Annotated in this window: 17 protein-coding genes and 2 tRNA genes; 8 read left to right on the forward strand and 11 right to left on the reverse strand. The window is 69.8% G+C overall.

Annotated features, from left to right (window positions below; translation table 11 throughout):
* The first annotated feature begins 7 nt into the window (after positions 1 to 7).
* Complete coding sequence (locus E1202_RS02625) at positions 8 to 643, forward strand: aspartate/glutamate racemase family protein (protein WP_132680687.1); 636 nt, start codon at positions 8 to 10, stop codon at positions 641 to 643.
* 38 nt (positions 644 to 681) lie between these two features.
* Complete coding sequence (locus tag E1202_RS02630; RefSeq protein ID WP_207918440.1) at positions 682 to 1,344, forward strand: endonuclease V; 663 nt, start codon at positions 682 to 684, stop codon at positions 1,342 to 1,344.
* A 323-nt stretch (positions 1,345 to 1,667) separates the two neighbouring features.
* Here the strand turns inward: E1202_RS02630 and E1202_RS02635 are convergent, their stop codons facing one another.
* The 6 genes from E1202_RS02635 to E1202_RS02660 all read right to left on the reverse strand — a co-directional run bounded on the left by E1202_RS02635 (position 1,668) and on the right by E1202_RS02660 (position 8,447).
* Positions 1,668 to 2,144, reverse strand: a complete 477-nt coding sequence (locus E1202_RS02635; protein WP_132680691.1) for a toxin-antitoxin system YwqK family antitoxin — start codon at positions 2,142 to 2,144, stop codon at positions 1,668 to 1,670.
* 23 nt (positions 2,145 to 2,167) lie between these two features.
* Complete coding sequence (locus tag E1202_RS02640; protein WP_132680693.1) at positions 2,168 to 2,632, reverse strand: hypothetical protein; 465 nt, start codon at positions 2,630 to 2,632, stop codon at positions 2,168 to 2,170.
* 54 nt (positions 2,633 to 2,686) lie between these two features.
* Positions 2,687 to 6,649, reverse strand: coding sequence for a WXG100-like domain-containing protein (locus tag E1202_RS02645; protein ID WP_132680695.1), 3,963 nt, complete (start codon positions 6,647 to 6,649; stop codon positions 2,687 to 2,689).
* 14 nt (positions 6,650 to 6,663) lie between these two features.
* Positions 6,664 to 6,993: a WXG100 family type VII secretion target gene (locus E1202_RS02650; RefSeq protein ID WP_235877597.1), complete on the reverse strand. Its 330-nt coding sequence runs from the start codon at positions 6,991 to 6,993 to the stop codon at positions 6,664 to 6,666.
* Positions 6,990 to 7,550 carry a YbaB/EbfC family nucleoid-associated protein gene (locus E1202_RS02655; RefSeq protein WP_132680696.1) on the reverse strand — a complete coding sequence of 187 codons (561 nt, stop codon included), beginning with the start codon at positions 7,548 to 7,550 and terminating at the stop codon, positions 6,990 to 6,992. Before E1202_RS02655 ends, E1202_RS02650 begins: the two co-directional genes overlap by 4 nt.
* Before the next feature lie 120 nt (positions 7,551 to 7,670).
* Entirely contained in the window at positions 7,671 to 8,447 is a 777-nt protein-coding gene (locus tag E1202_RS02660; RefSeq protein ID WP_132680698.1) for an MBL fold metallo-hydrolase, read from the reverse strand.
* 49 nt (positions 8,448 to 8,496) lie between these two features.
* Here E1202_RS02660 and E1202_RS02665 point away from each other — a divergent pair, with 49 nt between their 5' ends.
* The 4 genes from E1202_RS02665 to E1202_RS02680 all read left to right on the forward strand — a co-directional run bounded on the left by E1202_RS02665 (position 8,497) and on the right by E1202_RS02680 (position 10,735).
* Complete coding sequence (locus E1202_RS02665; RefSeq protein ID WP_132680700.1) at positions 8,497 to 8,802, forward strand: hypothetical protein; 306 nt, start codon at positions 8,497 to 8,499, stop codon at positions 8,800 to 8,802.
* A gap of 76 nt (positions 8,803 to 8,878) precedes the next feature.
* Complete coding sequence (locus E1202_RS02670) at positions 8,879 to 9,688, forward strand: Fpg/Nei family DNA glycosylase (protein WP_132680701.1); 810 nt, start codon at positions 8,879 to 8,881, stop codon at positions 9,686 to 9,688.
* 94 nt (positions 9,689 to 9,782) lie between these two features.
* Positions 9,783 to 10,385, forward strand: a complete 603-nt coding sequence (locus E1202_RS31670; RefSeq protein ID WP_207918433.1) for a helix-turn-helix domain-containing protein — start codon at positions 9,783 to 9,785, stop codon at positions 10,383 to 10,385.
* Between the two features lie 80 nt (positions 10,386 to 10,465).
* Positions 10,466 to 10,735, forward strand: a complete 270-nt coding sequence (locus E1202_RS02680) for a hypothetical protein (RefSeq protein ID WP_132680703.1) — start codon at positions 10,466 to 10,468, stop codon at positions 10,733 to 10,735.
* A 5-nt stretch (positions 10,736 to 10,740) separates the two neighbouring features.
* On the opposite strand, the gene E1202_RS02685 is transcribed toward E1202_RS02680, so the two are convergent.
* The 5 genes from E1202_RS02685 to E1202_RS02705 form a co-directional block, all read right to left on the reverse strand.
* On the reverse strand, positions 10,741 to 11,481 hold the full coding sequence (locus E1202_RS02685; protein WP_132680705.1) for a hypothetical protein: 741 nt from the start codon (positions 11,479 to 11,481) through the stop codon (positions 10,741 to 10,743).
* Positions 11,482 to 11,533: 52 nt separating this feature from the next.
* Complete coding sequence (locus E1202_RS02690; protein ID WP_132680706.1) at positions 11,534 to 12,712, reverse strand: GNAT family N-acetyltransferase; 1,179 nt, start codon at positions 12,710 to 12,712, stop codon at positions 11,534 to 11,536.
* Between the two features lie 42 nt (positions 12,713 to 12,754).
* Positions 12,755 to 13,381, reverse strand: coding sequence for a 2'-5' RNA ligase family protein (locus E1202_RS02695; RefSeq protein ID WP_132680708.1), 627 nt, complete (start codon positions 13,379 to 13,381; stop codon positions 12,755 to 12,757).
* A 60-nt stretch (positions 13,382 to 13,441) separates the two neighbouring features.
* Positions 13,442 to 14,905, reverse strand: coding sequence for an MDR family MFS transporter (locus E1202_RS02700; protein ID WP_132680710.1), 1,464 nt, complete (start codon positions 14,903 to 14,905; stop codon positions 13,442 to 13,444).
* 181 nt (positions 14,906 to 15,086) lie between these two features.
* Positions 15,087 to 15,157: transfer RNA gene (locus tag E1202_RS02705), tRNA-Gly, on the reverse strand.
* 127 nt (positions 15,158 to 15,284) lie between these two features.
* Between E1202_RS02705 and E1202_RS02710 the strand changes: the two genes are divergently transcribed.
* Positions 15,285 to 15,358 (forward strand) — tRNA-Pro (locus tag E1202_RS02710).
* 135 nt (positions 15,359 to 15,493) lie between these two features.
* Positions 15,494 to 15,694 carry a hypothetical protein gene (locus E1202_RS02715; protein WP_132621001.1) on the forward strand — a complete coding sequence of 67 codons (201 nt, stop codon included), beginning with the start codon at positions 15,494 to 15,496 and terminating at the stop codon, positions 15,692 to 15,694.
* Positions 15,695 to 15,733 lie beyond the last annotated feature (39 nt).

Here is a 15,733-nt window from a genome sequence, read left to right on the forward strand (position 1 = left end):
GAACCGCATGCTCATCCACGCCGTCACCCCGATCACCGTCGGACCGGCCGAGGTGGCCCGCCGCCAGGCCAGGTACGACGCGCTCTCCCCGGTGGGGATCGAGGTCGTGCTGACCGACCTGCACCCCGACGGCCCCCGCGCCCTCAACACCGCCGGCGACGTCCGCCGGTCGGAGGCCCTGGTCGCGAAGGCCCTGTCCGAAGCCCCGGACGGCGACGCGGTCCTCCCGGACTGCGTGCTCGACCCCGCCGTCCCGGCTGACGGCGGCACGCTCGGCGGCAGGCCCGCCCTCGGCCTGCTGCGGCTGACCATCGGAGCAGCGGTCGCCGCCGGGCACCGGATCGGCGCGATCACCCGCAACGAGGCGATCGCGGCCGAACTCCGCGACCGCGTCACCGCCTACGGCTGGGACTCCTCGTTCCACGAGGTCAGCGTCCTGGACCTGGCCGTGGAGGACATCACCGACCCGGACCGCTGGGCCGCCGCGATGCGCCCCGCCCTGATCGCGGCTCGCGACGCCGGCGTCACCGCGGTGGTCAACGGCTGCTCCGCGGTCGAGACCGCCGACCAGGACCCCGGCCTCCCGCTGGTCCTCGACCCGATCCGCACCGGCCTCGGAGTCCTCGCCGCCCTCGGCGGCTGAGCCTCACCGCCTGCAACAGGACTACGATCGCGGTTGTGATCGAGGTGCGGGACCTCCACGACTGGCCGACGACCGAGGCCGAAGCCGTGGCCATCCAGGAGCGACTGCGGCCTCTGGTCCGCACGGACGGCGAGCCCGCCGAGGTGCGCACGGCCGCAGGGCTGGACGTGGACTACCGCGAGTCCTCGGACGAGATCGTCGCCGCGGTCACGGTCCTGGACATGTCCAATCTGTCCGTTGTGGACAGCGCTGTGGTCCGAGGCAGCGCCTATTTCCCCTACGTCCCAGGCCTGTTCGCCTTCCGCGAGGCCCCCGCGCTGATCCGGGCGCTGCAGGATCTCGCGGTCGTCCCGGACGTCCTGGTCTGCGACGGCCAAGGCCTGGCCCACCCCCGCCGCTTCGGCCTCGCCTGCCACCTCGGCGTCCTCACCGACCTGCCCGCGATCGGCGTCGGCAAGACCCCCATGGGCCACTACGACCCACCGGGCGAGCAGCGAGGTGACTGGACCTCGCTCGACTTGGACGGCGACGAGGTGGGCAGAGCCCTGCGCACCCGAACAGGCGTGAAACCGGTCTTCGTCTCGATCGGCCATCGCTACGCGCTCCAGTCGGCCTGCGACCTCGTGCTCCGCCTGACCCCGAACTACCGCCTCCCCGAAACCACCCGAACCGCAGATCACCTCGGCCGCCAGTCCACCTGACCCCAAGCCGCAGCCCCGGCCGAGAAGAGCCCACCCCCTGCACGGCCTTGCCCCCGCGCACGCGGTGACCGGATCTCAGTGGGATTCAGAGTCCCGATCTCCACTGGAACCAGGTACCCGATCTCCACTGAAATCCGATCACCACGACGTTCCCGAGGTGAAATAGGGTCCAGGTGGGACGGCGGTTGGCGTGCGAGAGGGGAAGTGCACAAGTCGGCCGCGGGCGGGCCGTGCGGCTCGCTGTCGAGCTCGTCCTCGTTCAGGCCGATCAACTGGTCGAAGTCGGCCGCCTCGGCTTCGCAGCGCCGCCTCGGCGTCCGCTCCTAGCGGCGGGGTGGTGAGCCGACGTAGTCCTCGGTCAGCTCGCCCGCCTCGCTCCAGCGCTGCCGTTTCACCAGCTCACCGAACTCGTTGATTTCTTCGTACCTGGCGAGCTGGCCGGCCGAGAACCGTTCACGCCATTCGCCGACCGCTTTGCCGTGACCACACTGCCCTTCCAGCCGCTTCTGCCCGCCGGGGAACCATTCTGACTGGGGGCCGTGCTCGATCCCGTTCTCAAGGCTCGTCAGTTCGACCGTGCTCCCGTCCTCGGCGAAGTCGACCACTTCGCCGGTGAACGGACGCTCCTGATACGTCGTGATCATGCGATCGTCCTTCGACGTTCCCGCCCGATCGACGCGAATGTTATCCACCGGGGACGTCGCTGTCCCGCCGCAAGCCGCTGTCGTTCTCGATTGCCGCTGCTGCGATCGGCTGACCCGGGCCACGTAGCAGCCGACGTCGAAGTCGCGCCACTCCACACCCTCCTTCGTATCGCGGGGTGTTACGAAGGATCGTCCTCGTGAGATTCGTTCTGCGCCTCTTCCAACTTGTGCTTTAGCCAAGCTGGTGTGTTCTCAGCGGAGCGCGGGAAGTGCCGTACGTCGTCGAGGTAGCTGCCGGCGTTGATCTCTGGGACGAATTTCGGCTCTGAGTCGTAATCGAAACTGGTTCGGTACTTCAGCGACCGGTCGACGGAAACCACCGCCGTGAACCAGGTTCCCTTTCCCGGCTCGTGCATCACCCGCCGAAGATCGTCCATCGCGTCGAGAACCGCGACGGGAGCTGTGCCACCTTTCGTGCTTCCGTCCGCGAGGCGAAATTCGAGATCCGAACTGCTGAAACCGACGGTGGAACGGTAGGTGTACGTCAGCTCAGACCATCCCTCCGGCGCTCTGCTGACGAGTCCTTGAACAGCCTCCTGGATGAACTCGGACTGGTCTTCAAGGCCCATTTCGGAGCTGGTCATCGCTGCTTTCCGTTCCGGGTTGACGGGGTGGGTTTTGGCGGGATGGTAACACGCTTACTTGGGATTGGGCACGTTTCGGAAAACCGCCTGCTGCGGGATGCCGTCGACCGTGTAATTGACGACAACGGTGCGTGGAGTCTTGGTGTCGCCCTTGTAGCTCACCTCGACATTCATGGTTACCTTTTTGCCCGCCTCAATCTGTGCACCCAGGTGCTCTTCCAGCTTGCGGTAGTTTGTCGTGTGATCTGTTCCCGAGCGCGCCTGATTCAGGTCGCGCAACATCGGGACCATGTTCACGTACTCGCCAGCGCCACCGAACTCCGTCCCGATCAGGTGGCCGCCGTCCCACCCGACTTCCTGGTAGAGCTCGACTTCGTCCTGACTCGGCTCGCGGCCGTGCTCGGCCTTGAACTCCTCGACCGCGTTCTTGTTGTGCTCCTTGAACTCATCGCGTCCCTCGTGGCCAGTTTGGCTCTGGTCCGTTCCCATTCGACGGTTCTTGTCGGAGCCGGTGTGCTGGAGTTCTCCCTCAGCACTGACCGTGCGCCCGCGGTCATCGGTGCGATAGGTGTACTCCATCTTCTTGCCATCGACCGTCGATTCGATTCGGTACGTGGCATCGGGATGGATTGGGCGGCGTAGATCTGGGTTCCAGTCGCCCTTTCGGCCGGCGTGCGTGATCACTTCTCTGATATTTCCGTCTTTATCAGTGATGAATTCCCCGCGATGCTTGCCATCTTTGTCGGTGACCGCGTAGCGGGTGTTGGGTTCCAGATCGGGCTTGACTCTGTTGCCGTTCGCGTCTGTCGTATCTGCAGGGAACTGCTCGTCCTTCTTCGGAGCGAGCGGGCTGTCCGTTCCGACCTTCTTGATCGGACGGCCGTCATCGTCGTGAGTGCGCTCCCCGTCGCCGTTCCCACGAGCCTCCGCGTCCTCCGGCCTCTGGCCCGGGTCTTCGCCGTCCCTGGTCGGGTGGAAGCCGTCGTTGCTGGCTGACGTCGTGGTGCCGTCGGGGTTGTGGGTGTCCCAGCCTCCGTTCGGGGGCCAGCCCGGGCGGCCGTCGGGGCCCATGTCGGAGGCGAAGACCCGGCCGTTGCCGTCGGTCCAGGCGAGACCGCGGGGTGCGGTGACCGGGGTGCCGAGTTCGTTGGCGAGGTCTCGGGCCAGGCCGCTGGTTCCCGCGTCGCAGGAGAGGAGCCGGACCGGCTTGCTGCCGTCGAAGTGGGGGTCGCGGCGGAGCATGTCGGCGAACTCCTTCGCGGAGAAGGTGTTGTCGCCGATGCGGACGCGGCCGTCGGGTAAGGCGTGGACGTCGACGGTGTGGTGGACGCCGTCGTCCGGGACGCGGTTGGCCAGGTCCCGCATGTTGAGGTCGTCGTGGAACGACGAGCCTGCCGGGGTTTCCTGCCGGTTGGCCTCGGCGGCGTCGATCTGCTCCTGGCGCTCCGGCGTGCCCGGGTCGGCGTCCTTGGGCTGATCGGCGCCGTCGTGGCGGTCCGGGCCGTCCGGCTTGCCGTGGGAGTCGTCGGATCGGCGGCTGTTCGGGTCCGAGCCGTCGGGGCGCTGGGTCTCCGGGCTCGTCCCGTCGGAGCGGCCGGCCTCCTGCGGAGTTGACCCGTTGGGCCGCTGAGCTGGTCCTTCCGGGCGTGGTGTCGTGCCGTCGGGACGCTGCGGCGTGTCCGGGCGCGGTGCCGTGGAGTCCGGGCGTGGGGGAGTGGTGCTCGGGCCCTGCTGGGTGCGCTGCTGCGGGACACCGCCGTCCGGCCTGGTGTTCGGGCGCGACGGTGCGTCCGGGGTTGCCGGTCCCCGGGGCGCGGGGGTTGGGCGAGAGATGTCCGGGCGCGGACCTGCGTCACCGCCCGTCGGGCGTGCCGCGGCTCCCGGCGAGCCCGCGGTGCCGGTCCAGCCACCGCTGCCACCGGGACGACCACCACCTGCGGAAGGCGTGGAGCCCCCGCCGGTCGGGCCCGGAGCGCCACCGGCCATGCCGCCCACCGGGCCACCCGCCGAAGGCTGGTCGGCGCGAGGTGCGGGGCCTGCCGCGGCCGGGGCGCCCGAGGTCGCGGGAGCCGGCGGAGCGTCCACGTTGGACGACGCGGTCGTGCTCGCCGGACTGCTCGGCGAGCGGTCGGGATCGCCGTTCAGCGTGCCGCTGAAAGAACCGCCGGAACCACCCGACTGCGAGCTCGGTGACGAGCCACCGCCACCGCCGGAATGCGCCATGCCCGCGCCGGAAGTGCCTCCGCTGCCGGAGGCTTCGCGCGAACCGGAGTCGCTGCTCCCCGCAGAGGGCGTCGAATCACCACCGTCGGATCGGCCGGGACCGCCGTCGCCACCGGACGGCGAGCTGCTCGTGTCCGAAGTGGAGGGTGCGGCCGAATCGCCGCCGGACGACGGGGAGTCCGCGCTCGACGTGGATCGGGCATCGGAGCTCGAAGAACCGCTGTCGGACGTGGTCGGTGAATCGGAAGATGCCGAACGCGCCTCCGGCGTCGAACCACCGGACGACGAGTTGCTGTCCGCCGCGCTGGACGACGAGTCGGCGCCACCGGACGAGCGGTCCGAGGAACCGGAACCGTCCGAGGAATCCGACGTGCTCGTGGTGGAGGAGCCGGACGAACCGCTGGAGTCCGACGAGTCGGAACGCGACGGCCCGCCGTCCGAGGAGGAAGCGGAGGTGCCCGAATCAGAGGACGAAGAGCCGTCAGAACCCGAACCCGGAGACGAACTGCGCGAACTCGACTCCGACGAGGCGCCGGAATCGGAGGATCCCGACCCCGAGGTGTCCGAGGACGACGCGGACGAGCCGGAGTCCGAGGACGACGAGCTCCCCGAATCCGACGAAGACGCACTGCTCGTATCCGACGACGAACCGCCGGAGTCCGAGGACGAGCCGGAGCTGCCGGAATCGGACGAGGACGCGGACGACCCGGAGTCGGAAGAAGACGACCCGCCGGAGTCCGACGAGGAACCCGTGCCCGACGAACCCCCGTCGGTGTCGGGCACGTCGACGCCTCCGCCGAAGTGCTCCTTGCCCGCGCCGAGGCCGCCCATGCCGGCGCCGGTGGCACCGCCGGACATCGCCCCGGTGCCGACGTCACCCCAGTCGATCTTGCCTTCCATGATCGCCTGCTCGGCGACGCTGCCGACCGCTCCTTGGGCGGCCCCGAGTGCGCCTTCCTTCAACGCTTCCTTGCCGATGGACTTCGCGGCGCTCTCAGCGGCCTCACCCGCTGCGTCACCCGCGGCGTCACCCGCGGCGTCGCCCGCCGCGCGTCCGGCGGCGGTGCCCGCGTTGCCCGCTGCGTCACCGGCCGCGTCGCCGACGGCGTCCCCGGCGCCCCTGCCGACGGACTTGCCGACGCCCTCGAAGACACCGCCCACGGCACCGCCGATGGCCCCGCTGATCGCGGCTTCCTTGAACTTGCCTCCGTCGAGCCCGTCGCGGTTGCCCATGGCGACCTGCGTGCCCTGCACCGCGAACTCGATGGCGACCGAGGTGGCGACCTCGATGGCGACGTTCTTGAGGATGCTGAAGACAAGCTGCTTGAAGATCTGCAGCACCACCGCGCGGGTGATGCCCTGAGCTGCGGCGATGCCGGCCGTGGAGGCGCCGAAGGTGACCGGCGCGGCGGCGAGCATCGCGGCGATCTGGATCGCCAGCGCGATCAGCGAGGCGATGATGGTCAGCTTGGTGTGCTCGACGTCCAGCGCCGCGTCATCGCACGACTTGGCGAGCTTCTCGCACGCCTCCTTGAGCTTCGGCAGCGCTGATTCGCCGCCGTCGCCGATGTCCTTCCACAGCTTGGTGAAGGCCTCGCCGGTCTTGCCCTCCATCGCGGACTTGACCTGCTGCGCGCCACCGTTGGCGGAGTTCCGGACGCCGTCGATGCCCTCGGCGGCGGTGCGCCACGCGTCGGCCATCCGACGCATGGCGTCCTCGTCACCTTCGGGCCAGGATTGTCCGACGACGATCGGCAGCAGCCATTTGACCTCGTCGGGCATCTCGATGCTCAAGTGAAGTCAACTCCCTACCGGGGCATGTCCGAGCCGGCCTTGCCGATGCCGCCTGCGGACTGGGCGTCGCCGGACTCGGTGTCGTCGGCGGTGGCTTTGAGGTTGTCGTCGATGTCGCCGAGCGCTTTGACGACCTTCTTCAGGCTGTCCAGCACGCTGTCGCGGCCCTTGGTGTAGTCGCCGCCGAACTGCTGGCCGGCCTCATCGTTGCCCCAGCACTCACCCTCACCGTCCAAAGAGGACTTCAGGGTGCTCAGGACCTGATCCAGGTCGTCCCCGGAATCGCCGATCTTCTTGCCGCCCGAACGGATCTCCTCGGGCTGCATCCGCATCTTCCCGCTCATCGGCGGCCCCCTCTGCGGTTGCTCGCCCAGTCGTCGTCCCAGTCGTCGGGTCCGGTCTGCACCTGCGGCGCGGCTGCAGCCCGCCCGGATTGGGCCTCCTCGCTGCGACGCCGCGCCCGTTCGGCGTCGGGATCCGGCGGTTCGACCAGCGGTCCGCTGTTGAGCAGGCCCTGCAACGACGGAACCCCGGGAACCTCCGGCACGTTCGACAGATCGGCCTCCGCCGCGAAGGTGCTCTGCAGCTGTCGCTGCGCCGTCCCGGAAGCTTCGCGGATCACGCTGGTGATGCTGCGCGCCAGCTTCTCCGGGTTGGTGCGCTCGAACGCCTTGTCCGACAGGCGGACTTCCTGCACGGTCCCCGTCGCGTCCACCCGGACGTTGACCATGCCGTCATCGGACGAAACCTCGAAGGTCTGCTGAGCGGCAGCGGCCTGCTTCTCCTGGAGAGCGGCGGTGCGCTCGCGCAGATCGTCGAGCATGTCGTCGATCTGGTTCCGCAGCGCAGCGTTCCGCGCGACCTTCTCCTCGCTCGACCCGTCGAAGTCCCGTCCAGACATCTCCAGCCTTCCCCCGGCTCAACAGCACGCGCAGTGCGGATGTGATAACTCCGGTCAGTTTGACGTGTGCCTCGGCGCATCGGTGCCACCGTGCAGCACAATGCGGCCGAACGATGCATTTCACTGAACCGAACGGCCTAGTGCGATGCGGGTGGTGTCGTCCGGGAAGGGCGATCTCGCGGCCGGAAGCCGCCCTCGGCACACCTCGGCGAGGAGCGCCAGGTCCGCCTGCTGGCCCCGCACGAAGTCCGGGGTGACGGGGGTGCCGTGGCCCGGGACGACGGTGGTGGGGTTCAGGGCCAGCAGGGCTTCCACCGCGGCGGGCCAGTGCTGGGGGTGGGCGTCTTCGAAGTCCGGGGGAGCGCCTTGCTCGACGAGGTCTCCGGCGAAGACGACCGCTGTGTCGGGGACTTCGACGACCAGGTCGTGGTCGGTGTGTCCGAGTCCGGGGTGGTGCAGGCGCACCGCGCGTCCGCCCAGGTCCAGCTCCGCCGTCGCCGTGACGAGGTGGTCAGGAGGTGCCGGGGTGGAGGCCGCGAGGGCGTCGGCGGTGTCGGGGTCGCCCTGCTCCCGGTAGTGCTCGACCCAGTGCTCGCGCTGAGCGGAGGCGGTTCGTCCGAGGAATTCCGGGCATCGGTGGTGGGCCCAGACGGGTGCGGGCAGGAACGCCGCGGTGCCGAAGCAGTGGTCGAAGTGCCCGTGGGTGAGGGCGATGCGCAGAGGTGCGCGAGTGATCTGGCGGACGGCCTCGGCGAGTTCGGCGCCCTGGCGGTGATCGCCCCGGGTGTCGATCAGCAGCGCGGCCTCGTCGCCGACGACGAGACCCGTGGTCAGGTCGAGTTCGGCGTGTCGGCGGGCGAAAACCCGCTCCGCCACCTCGATCCACGCGTTGCTCACCGGGTGGATCCTAGTGCGACCGCCGGATGATCTCTGGGAGACTTCGACGATGCGTCTCTACGCCGCCCTCACAGCACTGCTCGCGACCGCCCTCGGAGTCGGCGTGCTGTTCTTCGCCAACAGCGCCCTGTCCCCGGTGCTGATCGGCGGCCCGGGTTCGACCTGCCCCGAGCCGGACTGCGGGTTGGGCGCGGGGCTGTGGCTCATCGCCGGCGCGGTCGCGGTGGTGCTGGTCGCGTTCCTCGCGGGTTTCCTCCGCCACGTGGAGCGCCCGGTCCGCCGGGGTCTGTGGATCGCCCTGTGGTGCACGGTGATCTACCTGCTGGAATCGATCGTGGTCTGGGTCCTCATCTGAGACTCCCCTGGCAGGCCGTTCCGACGACGTGTGCTTGACTTTTCTCCCGCGCACGACGAGTTCGGGAGGACGGGTTTTGCCGGAAGGCCACACGCTGCACCGGCTCGCCGGGGTGCACCACGAGCTGTTCGCGGGCGCCGCGGTTCGGGTCAGCAGTCCGCAGGGACGTTTCGCCTCCAGCGCGTCGGTGCTGGACGGGGCCGTGTTCGAGCGGGCCGAGGCGCACGGCAAGCACCTGTTCCACTCCTACGGCCGCGACCGCGTCGTGCACGTCCACCTCGGGCTCTACGGCACGTTCACCGAGAGCGAGCTCCCGATCGCCGAACCGCGCGGACAGGTGCGGATGCGCATCGTCGGCCCGACGCACTTCACCGACCTGCGCGGACCCACCAAGTGCGAACTGCTCACCCCCGACGAGGTCGCCGCCGTGCGCGAGCGGCTGGGACCCGACCCGCTGCGCACCGACGCGGAACCGGAGCGGGCGTGGGCTCGGATCTCGAAGTCGCGCACCAGCATCGCCGCCCTGCTGATGGATCAGAAGATCCTCGCCGGGGTCGGCAACGTCTACCGCGCCGAAGTCCTGTTCCGGCACCGCATCCCGCCCATGACCCCCGGCCGCGACCTCGGCAGGCAGCGCTGGGAGCTCATCTGGGCCGACCTGGTGGAGCTCATGGCCGACGGTGTCAAGGTCGGCCGCATCGACACCGTCCGACCGGAGCACCTCCCCGAAGCCACCGGCCGGGCCCCGCGCCAGGACCGCCACGGCGGCGAGGTCTACGTCTACCGCCGCGCGGGAATGCCCTGCCTGATCTGCGGAGGCGAGGTCCTCACCACCGACCTCGCCGCCCGCAAGCTCTACTGGTGCCCCACCTGCCAACTCGGATGACCAGCGGCTCAACCGAAACGTCGGCCCCACGCGCTCGGCAATCTGGATCACGCGCCCGCACAGGGCGAGTTCTCCGGCGGGAGGTGCGGTACCCATGACCGACGAGTCGTTCGGACGGATGCTGCGGCGGCACCGCGCGGCGTCGGGCCTGACGCAGCCGCAACTCGCCGAGCGCGTCCACGTCGACCAATCGGCCGTGTCCCGTTGGGAGAACGACCGCGCAGTCCCCGCTCGGGACGCGGTCGAGCGCCTGGATGAGGTGTTGGACGTCGGCGGAGACCTCGTCCGCAATGCCTTCCCGTCTGCACCAGCACTGCTTCCGCTCAGCGACGATCCTGTGACCGGTGACTACGTTGATCAACTGCGCGCGAGCATCGCGCACCTGGTGCAGCTGGACGGGCGGTACGGGGTTGCGGAACTCGTCCCGATGGTGAACCGCATGTTCCGGATCGCGTCCGCGCGGCTGGCAGCCGGGAAGTACCCGGCCGCGCTCGAAACCGACGTCACCGCCACCATCGAGGAACTCGGGGAAGTCGCCGGATGGCTCGCCTTCGACGCCATGCAGCACGAGAAGGCCCGAGCGCTCAACCTGGAGGCGCTTCACCTGGCCAGGCAGAGCGACGCCGCCACCACGGCGAGAAGGCTCCGCGCACCCCACAGCCTCGAAGACCTGCTCACCACGCTCGCCGCCCGCTGAACGCATGCGGACCATGCGCGTGCCATGCGCATGATGTGCATGGCCTCCGCTCAACGGAGGGCGATGACGACGTGGTGACCATGAACAGCGACAACCCTGCTGACGGCTCAGCGCGAATCGGGTCGCGATCGGAACGGCACTACTGGCTGCCGGTATCGAATCGTGAGCGGACCGGCGGAGTACGTCACGCCTTCCGAGGAGCTCGTTGGGACGGCAAGCGCGCCGATCTCTCAGCGTGTGGTGAGCGCGTCGCCCTCGCCCAGCCCAGCGAGCTCGACTGGATTCTGTCCCCCGCCTGCCTCACCTGCAACGATGTTCTCAAGGAAGAGAACCTGGGCCGTCATGGGTGAGGGGTTCAGAAGCCGAAGCCGCCGAAGTCGAAGCCGTCGAACCCGTCCATGCCTCCGCTGTCGGCGCCCGGGTCCCCGCCGGGGCCTGCGGCTGAGCCGTCGGCGAAACCGTCCGCGTAGGCGGCCTCGGCCGGGACGCTGGTCATGCCCACGAACATCGCGGACATCATCACGTACGAGCCCGCGGTCCACATGCCCGCGGCCATCGCCGGCTTCCACCACGGGTCGCTGTACCAGCCCTGCGGGACGGGTTTTCCGGCCACCGTGCCGCCCGGGTAGTAGTGCGGGGTGCGTTCGCTCGGCTCCGGTGAGGCCATCTGCACCTGGCCGTCGACCTCGACCTCGCGGTTCTCGCTGACGCGACCGGCGTAGCGCTGACCGGACAGCGCGGGCAGCTCGGGCCCCGGGTCCATGTCCATCGCCACGCGCGCGGCGCGCACGTAGTAGAGCCCCTCCATCGCCGATTCCGAGGTCAGCTTGGCCTGCGTGGAGGTCGTGGTCTGGTCGAGCTGGGAGAGCGCGGCGCCGTGCCGCTCGGACGCGTCGGCGAGGGCCTGCTTGGCGGCCTCGTTGGTGCCGACGAGGTTGAGGACCTGACCGCCCAGCCGCTCGACCCAGCGGCGGGCCTCGGCCTTGTCGTCCTCCAGCTGCTGGCGCTGGCGGGTCAGGATCTTCTGCCGGGACCACCACACGGCGGCGCCCAGCACGACGAGCACGATCAGCAGGACTACGAGTGCACTGGTCATCCCTGCCTCCCCGGGGACCGATACCTCCGACGGTACCCGCGTGAGGAGGGCGCTAGAAGGCGTCCGGGCAGCTCGGAGCGTGGTCGGTGGCCAGTGCGCGCGACGCGGCGCTCAGCGCTCCCGGCTCCAGCTCGCGGACCCGCCCCGCGGCGGCGAGCTGGTGCAGCGTGCTGCCGCCCAGGTACGCGGCGGCCAGGTCGGCGACGTCCAGCGCCAGCTGAGCCGGGGCCGTGGTGGTTCCGCCGTCGAGCCGCCGGCGGCCGTTGTTCCAGTCGCAGAACGAGTCGTTGACCTCCACGACGACGTCCGAGCCCGTTTCGCGGGCTGCCAGCGCGGCGGGCACGTCGACCAGCCGGAGCCACAGCCCGTCGACGATGCTCTGCTCGGCGGCGCGGGGGTCGGCCAGCATCCGAACGATCGGCTCGTCGGCTGCGGCCTTGCGCCACCGCACCTCGCGGACCAGCGCGAACTCCAGCAGGTACCGCCACAGCGCGGCGTAGGCCTGCGGGGTCTCGGCCATCAGGTGGGTGATCTCCAGCTGGTAGTCCGGGCCGCGTTCGGTCCACTTCCGCTGTGGCCGGTAGATCACGTGTCCCTCGGGGTGCAGCGCGTAGCGGGACGAGGCGCCTCCGTCGCGGGATTGGCGCATCAGCTCCAGCGCCTCCCACGCCCCGTCGCCGCGCTCGATCCACCCGATCCTGCTCGCGGCGATGCGCGCGTGCTGCTCGTGGATGACCGGCAGCGCGCTGTCGCGGTCGACCTCGCGCACCGGGCGCTCGTCGACCTCGACGTCGGGGCGGAACCGGGCGCCGGAGGGCAGGGTGAGGTGGTTCTCGAAGGTCGCCGCGCCGTAGCCGTAGCGGCCGTAGATGCCACCCTCGGAGGCGTACAGCGCGGCCAGCGCGACGCCTGATCCGCGCAGGTCGTCGAGCTGCGCGCGCATCAGCGAGGTCAGCACGCCGCGGCGGCGGTGCCCCGGCTTGACGCCCACGAGCGTGACCCCGCCCAGCGGTGACGTGCGCCCGCCGGGAAGCGTGATCGCGGTGCTGTAGTGACCGGCGGCCCCGATCATCTCCGAGCCGTCGAAGGCCCCCAGAGCCGTGACGAACGGCATCGCCGGCCGGAACCGGGCCAGGTCCTCCTCCGCGTCCTCCAGGAACGCGGCCGCGAACACCGCCACGAACTCGTCCAGCTCGCCGGCGTCCGGCTTCCTCGCTTCAAGATTCCCCATGAAGCATTGGTACAGCGCCGACGATCGCGAAGCGACCGGTTTTCAGCCGCCGAGCGGGACCTCGGCGATCGTCTCCCACTCGGTGCTGGAGTGGTCGCGGCTCATCTTGACCAGCGACAACGCCGAGACCTTCGCGGTGGCCGACTCGACGATGGTGGCCTGCAGGGTCGCGATGGCGAAGATCGCCGGGCCGTCGGTGGTGGAGTGGGCGAGGCTCACGTGCTTGTCGATGTCCTCGGGTTCCGACGGGACGGCGTCCGCGCCCAGCACCTCGGAGGTGGCCTCGCGGACGGCCGCGCGCAGGTCGAGCACGCTGGACTGCGGCTCGGCGGGCAGCGACAGCGACTCGGGCAGCACGACGGCGTGGTGGAACGCCAGCGTCAGCGGCAGGACCCCGGCGAGCTTCGGGCGGGCGGCCTCCAGCAGCGGTTCGATGCGGGAGGAGTTCACCTCGTCGGTGAAGCCGATCTCCTGCACCAGGATGTGCATCCATTCCAGCGGGACCAGGTCGAAACCGGGCAGATCGCGCAGCGCGTACTGGTAGTCGTTGACCAGTTTGCGCAGGCCGGCTTGATCGGCCAGCGGCAGCACCCAGGCGTATCCGGTGCGGCCCGCGTGCCAGTCGGTGCGCCAGCGCGTGTGATTGCGAACCTGATCGGCATGTGGCATGTCGGTCACCCCTCACATAGTGCCCGGACGTGTCCGGAAGTGGGGCGCGCTTGACCTATCTCACGGTTCCGACGGCTCGGGTTCACCCTGCCGTGCTGCGGCTTTCGGGCGGTCGAGAGTGGCCGCGGCATCGGCGTCGCGCACCCGCAATGCCAGCACAATACCCAGCACCGCGAAGACCACCGAGACCAGGAACGCGCCGTGGAAGGCGCTCATCTGAGCGTCCGCCACCATCGCAGGCACGGTGGGGTCCACAGTGGATTCGCCGTGCTGCATGAGCACCGTGAGCACGGTCGCCACGACCGCGGTGCCCAGCGCCGTGGCGACCTGGCGGGTGACGTTGAACATCGAGCTGGCCATGCCCATCGCCGGGCCGGAGATGGCGGCGAAGGTCGCCGTCTGCACCGGTGTCATGAGCAGGCCCATCGCCACGCCCTGGGTGGCCAGCATCAAGGCCAGGACCCACAGCGGGGTGCTCAGGTTCTGCAGCTGCAGCAGGCCGCCGATGAACAGCTGGACGACGAACCCGGCGATGACCAGCCGCTTCGGGCCGATGCGCCCGTAAGCCCGGCTGACCACCTGCGTCGTGGCCAGCATCGCGATGGCCTGGGGCATCAGCGTCAGCCCCGTGAACATCGGCGACACGCCGCGCAGCGTCTGCAGGTAGAGCGGGATGAGGAACAGCACGCCGAACATCGCGCCGGTCATGCACAGCAGCAGCAGGTTGCCGGTGCCGAACAGGCGGTTGGCGAGCAGTCGCAGGTCCAGCATCGGCGAGGTCGCGGTGAGCTCCCGCCACACGAGACCGCCGATGAGCAGCACCGACGCGGCGAGGCTCAGCCACACCGCGGGCGAGGTCCAGCCGATCTGCGAACCCTGGTCAAGCCCGACGAGCAGCGTGGCCAGGCCCGCGCCCGCGAGCACGAAGCCGGGCACGTCGAAGCGGCCGGGGTCGCGGGTCGACTCCTCCTCGAGGAACAGGATCGTGAACAGCAGCGCGAGCGCCCCGACCGGCAGGTTGATGAAGAAGATCCACCGCCAGCTCGCGTACTCGACGAGCACGCCGCCGAGCAGCGGGCCGAGCATCGGCGCGACGGTGATCGGGATGGCCAGCACCGCTCCGGCCTTCGCGCGCTCGTGGGCGGGGAAGGCGCGGAACATCATCGCCTGCCCGACCGGGACGAGCATGCCGCCGCCGACGCCCTGGAGGATGCGGGAGCCGACCAGCATCTCCATCGACATCGCCATCCCGCACAGCATCGAGGCGAGGGTGAAGATGATCACCGCGGCCTGGAAGGTCTTCTTGCTGCCGAAGCGGTCGGCGATCCAGCCGGACGAGGGGATGAAGACCGCGAGGCTGATCATGTAACCGGTCAGCACCCACTGGAGCTGGGCGGGCTCGGCCTGGAACTCACGCCCCAGCGTGGCCAGCGCCACGTTGAGGATCGTGACGTCCAGGATCTGCATGATCAGCGCCAGCACGAATGTGATGCCGACCAGCCACTTGTACTCGAGCCGCCGCACGCAACCCCCTGCTCGAATCGGATTCGCTTCCAGCATCCCCCACCCGGCGGCCCACGCCCAACGGGTTTTTCCGGCTGGTCACAGGGGCCTCGGAGGCCCACAGCCGCCTCACGCGTCCGGGCGCGGGCAAGACGAAGGGCGGAGATCCCGGTGGGCTCACCGGGATCTCCGCCCTGTTCGGAGCGGGCGACGGGAATCGAACCCGCGTAGCCAGTTTGGAAGACTGGGGCTCTACCATTGAGCTACGCCCGCGTGCCGGTTTCACCTGGTCCTCGCGGGGTTGCCGCGATCCGTTGGTGACCTTGCGTGCCCTAGCTTAACCGGTCGCGATAGGCTCTTCGCAACGCACCCGGTCGTCCCGGGTGCGTCGCACGTCGGACGGGGTGTGGCGCAGGTTGGTAGCGCACTCGCTTTGGGTGCGAGGGGTCGTGGGTTCAAATCCCGCCACCCCGACGTGTCGGCCGGCCGCTCGCAGCTTTCGCGAGTGGCCGGTTTCGCCCATCGGCCGAGCCCGCGCGGGAGTGATTCACACCGCAACGGGTGACCGGGTCCGGTAACGACCTGGTGAACCGGGCCGATTTCCCCTGCGTGCGTGATGCGATTCTGGCCGGGCCCGGCGTTCAGCGGTCGGCAGCCGTGGTGTGCGCGGTGCTGTGCGCCGCCGTGGTGGCGCTGATCGCCATCTCCCTGTGGGTTCCCGGCCCGCCCTCCGCTCCCGCGTCGTCTCCGGCGGCGGGCATCGTGACGGCGTCGACGCCGACGGATCTCGGTGGTCCGCCGGTTCGCTGAGCGGCTCGGCGGCCCAGCCCGACCCCTTTGTCGCAACCC

It is taken from the genome of Saccharopolyspora karakumensis, assembly GCF_004349225.1.
GTDB lineage: Bacteria > Actinomycetota > Actinomycetes > Mycobacteriales > Pseudonocardiaceae > Saccharopolyspora > Saccharopolyspora endophytica.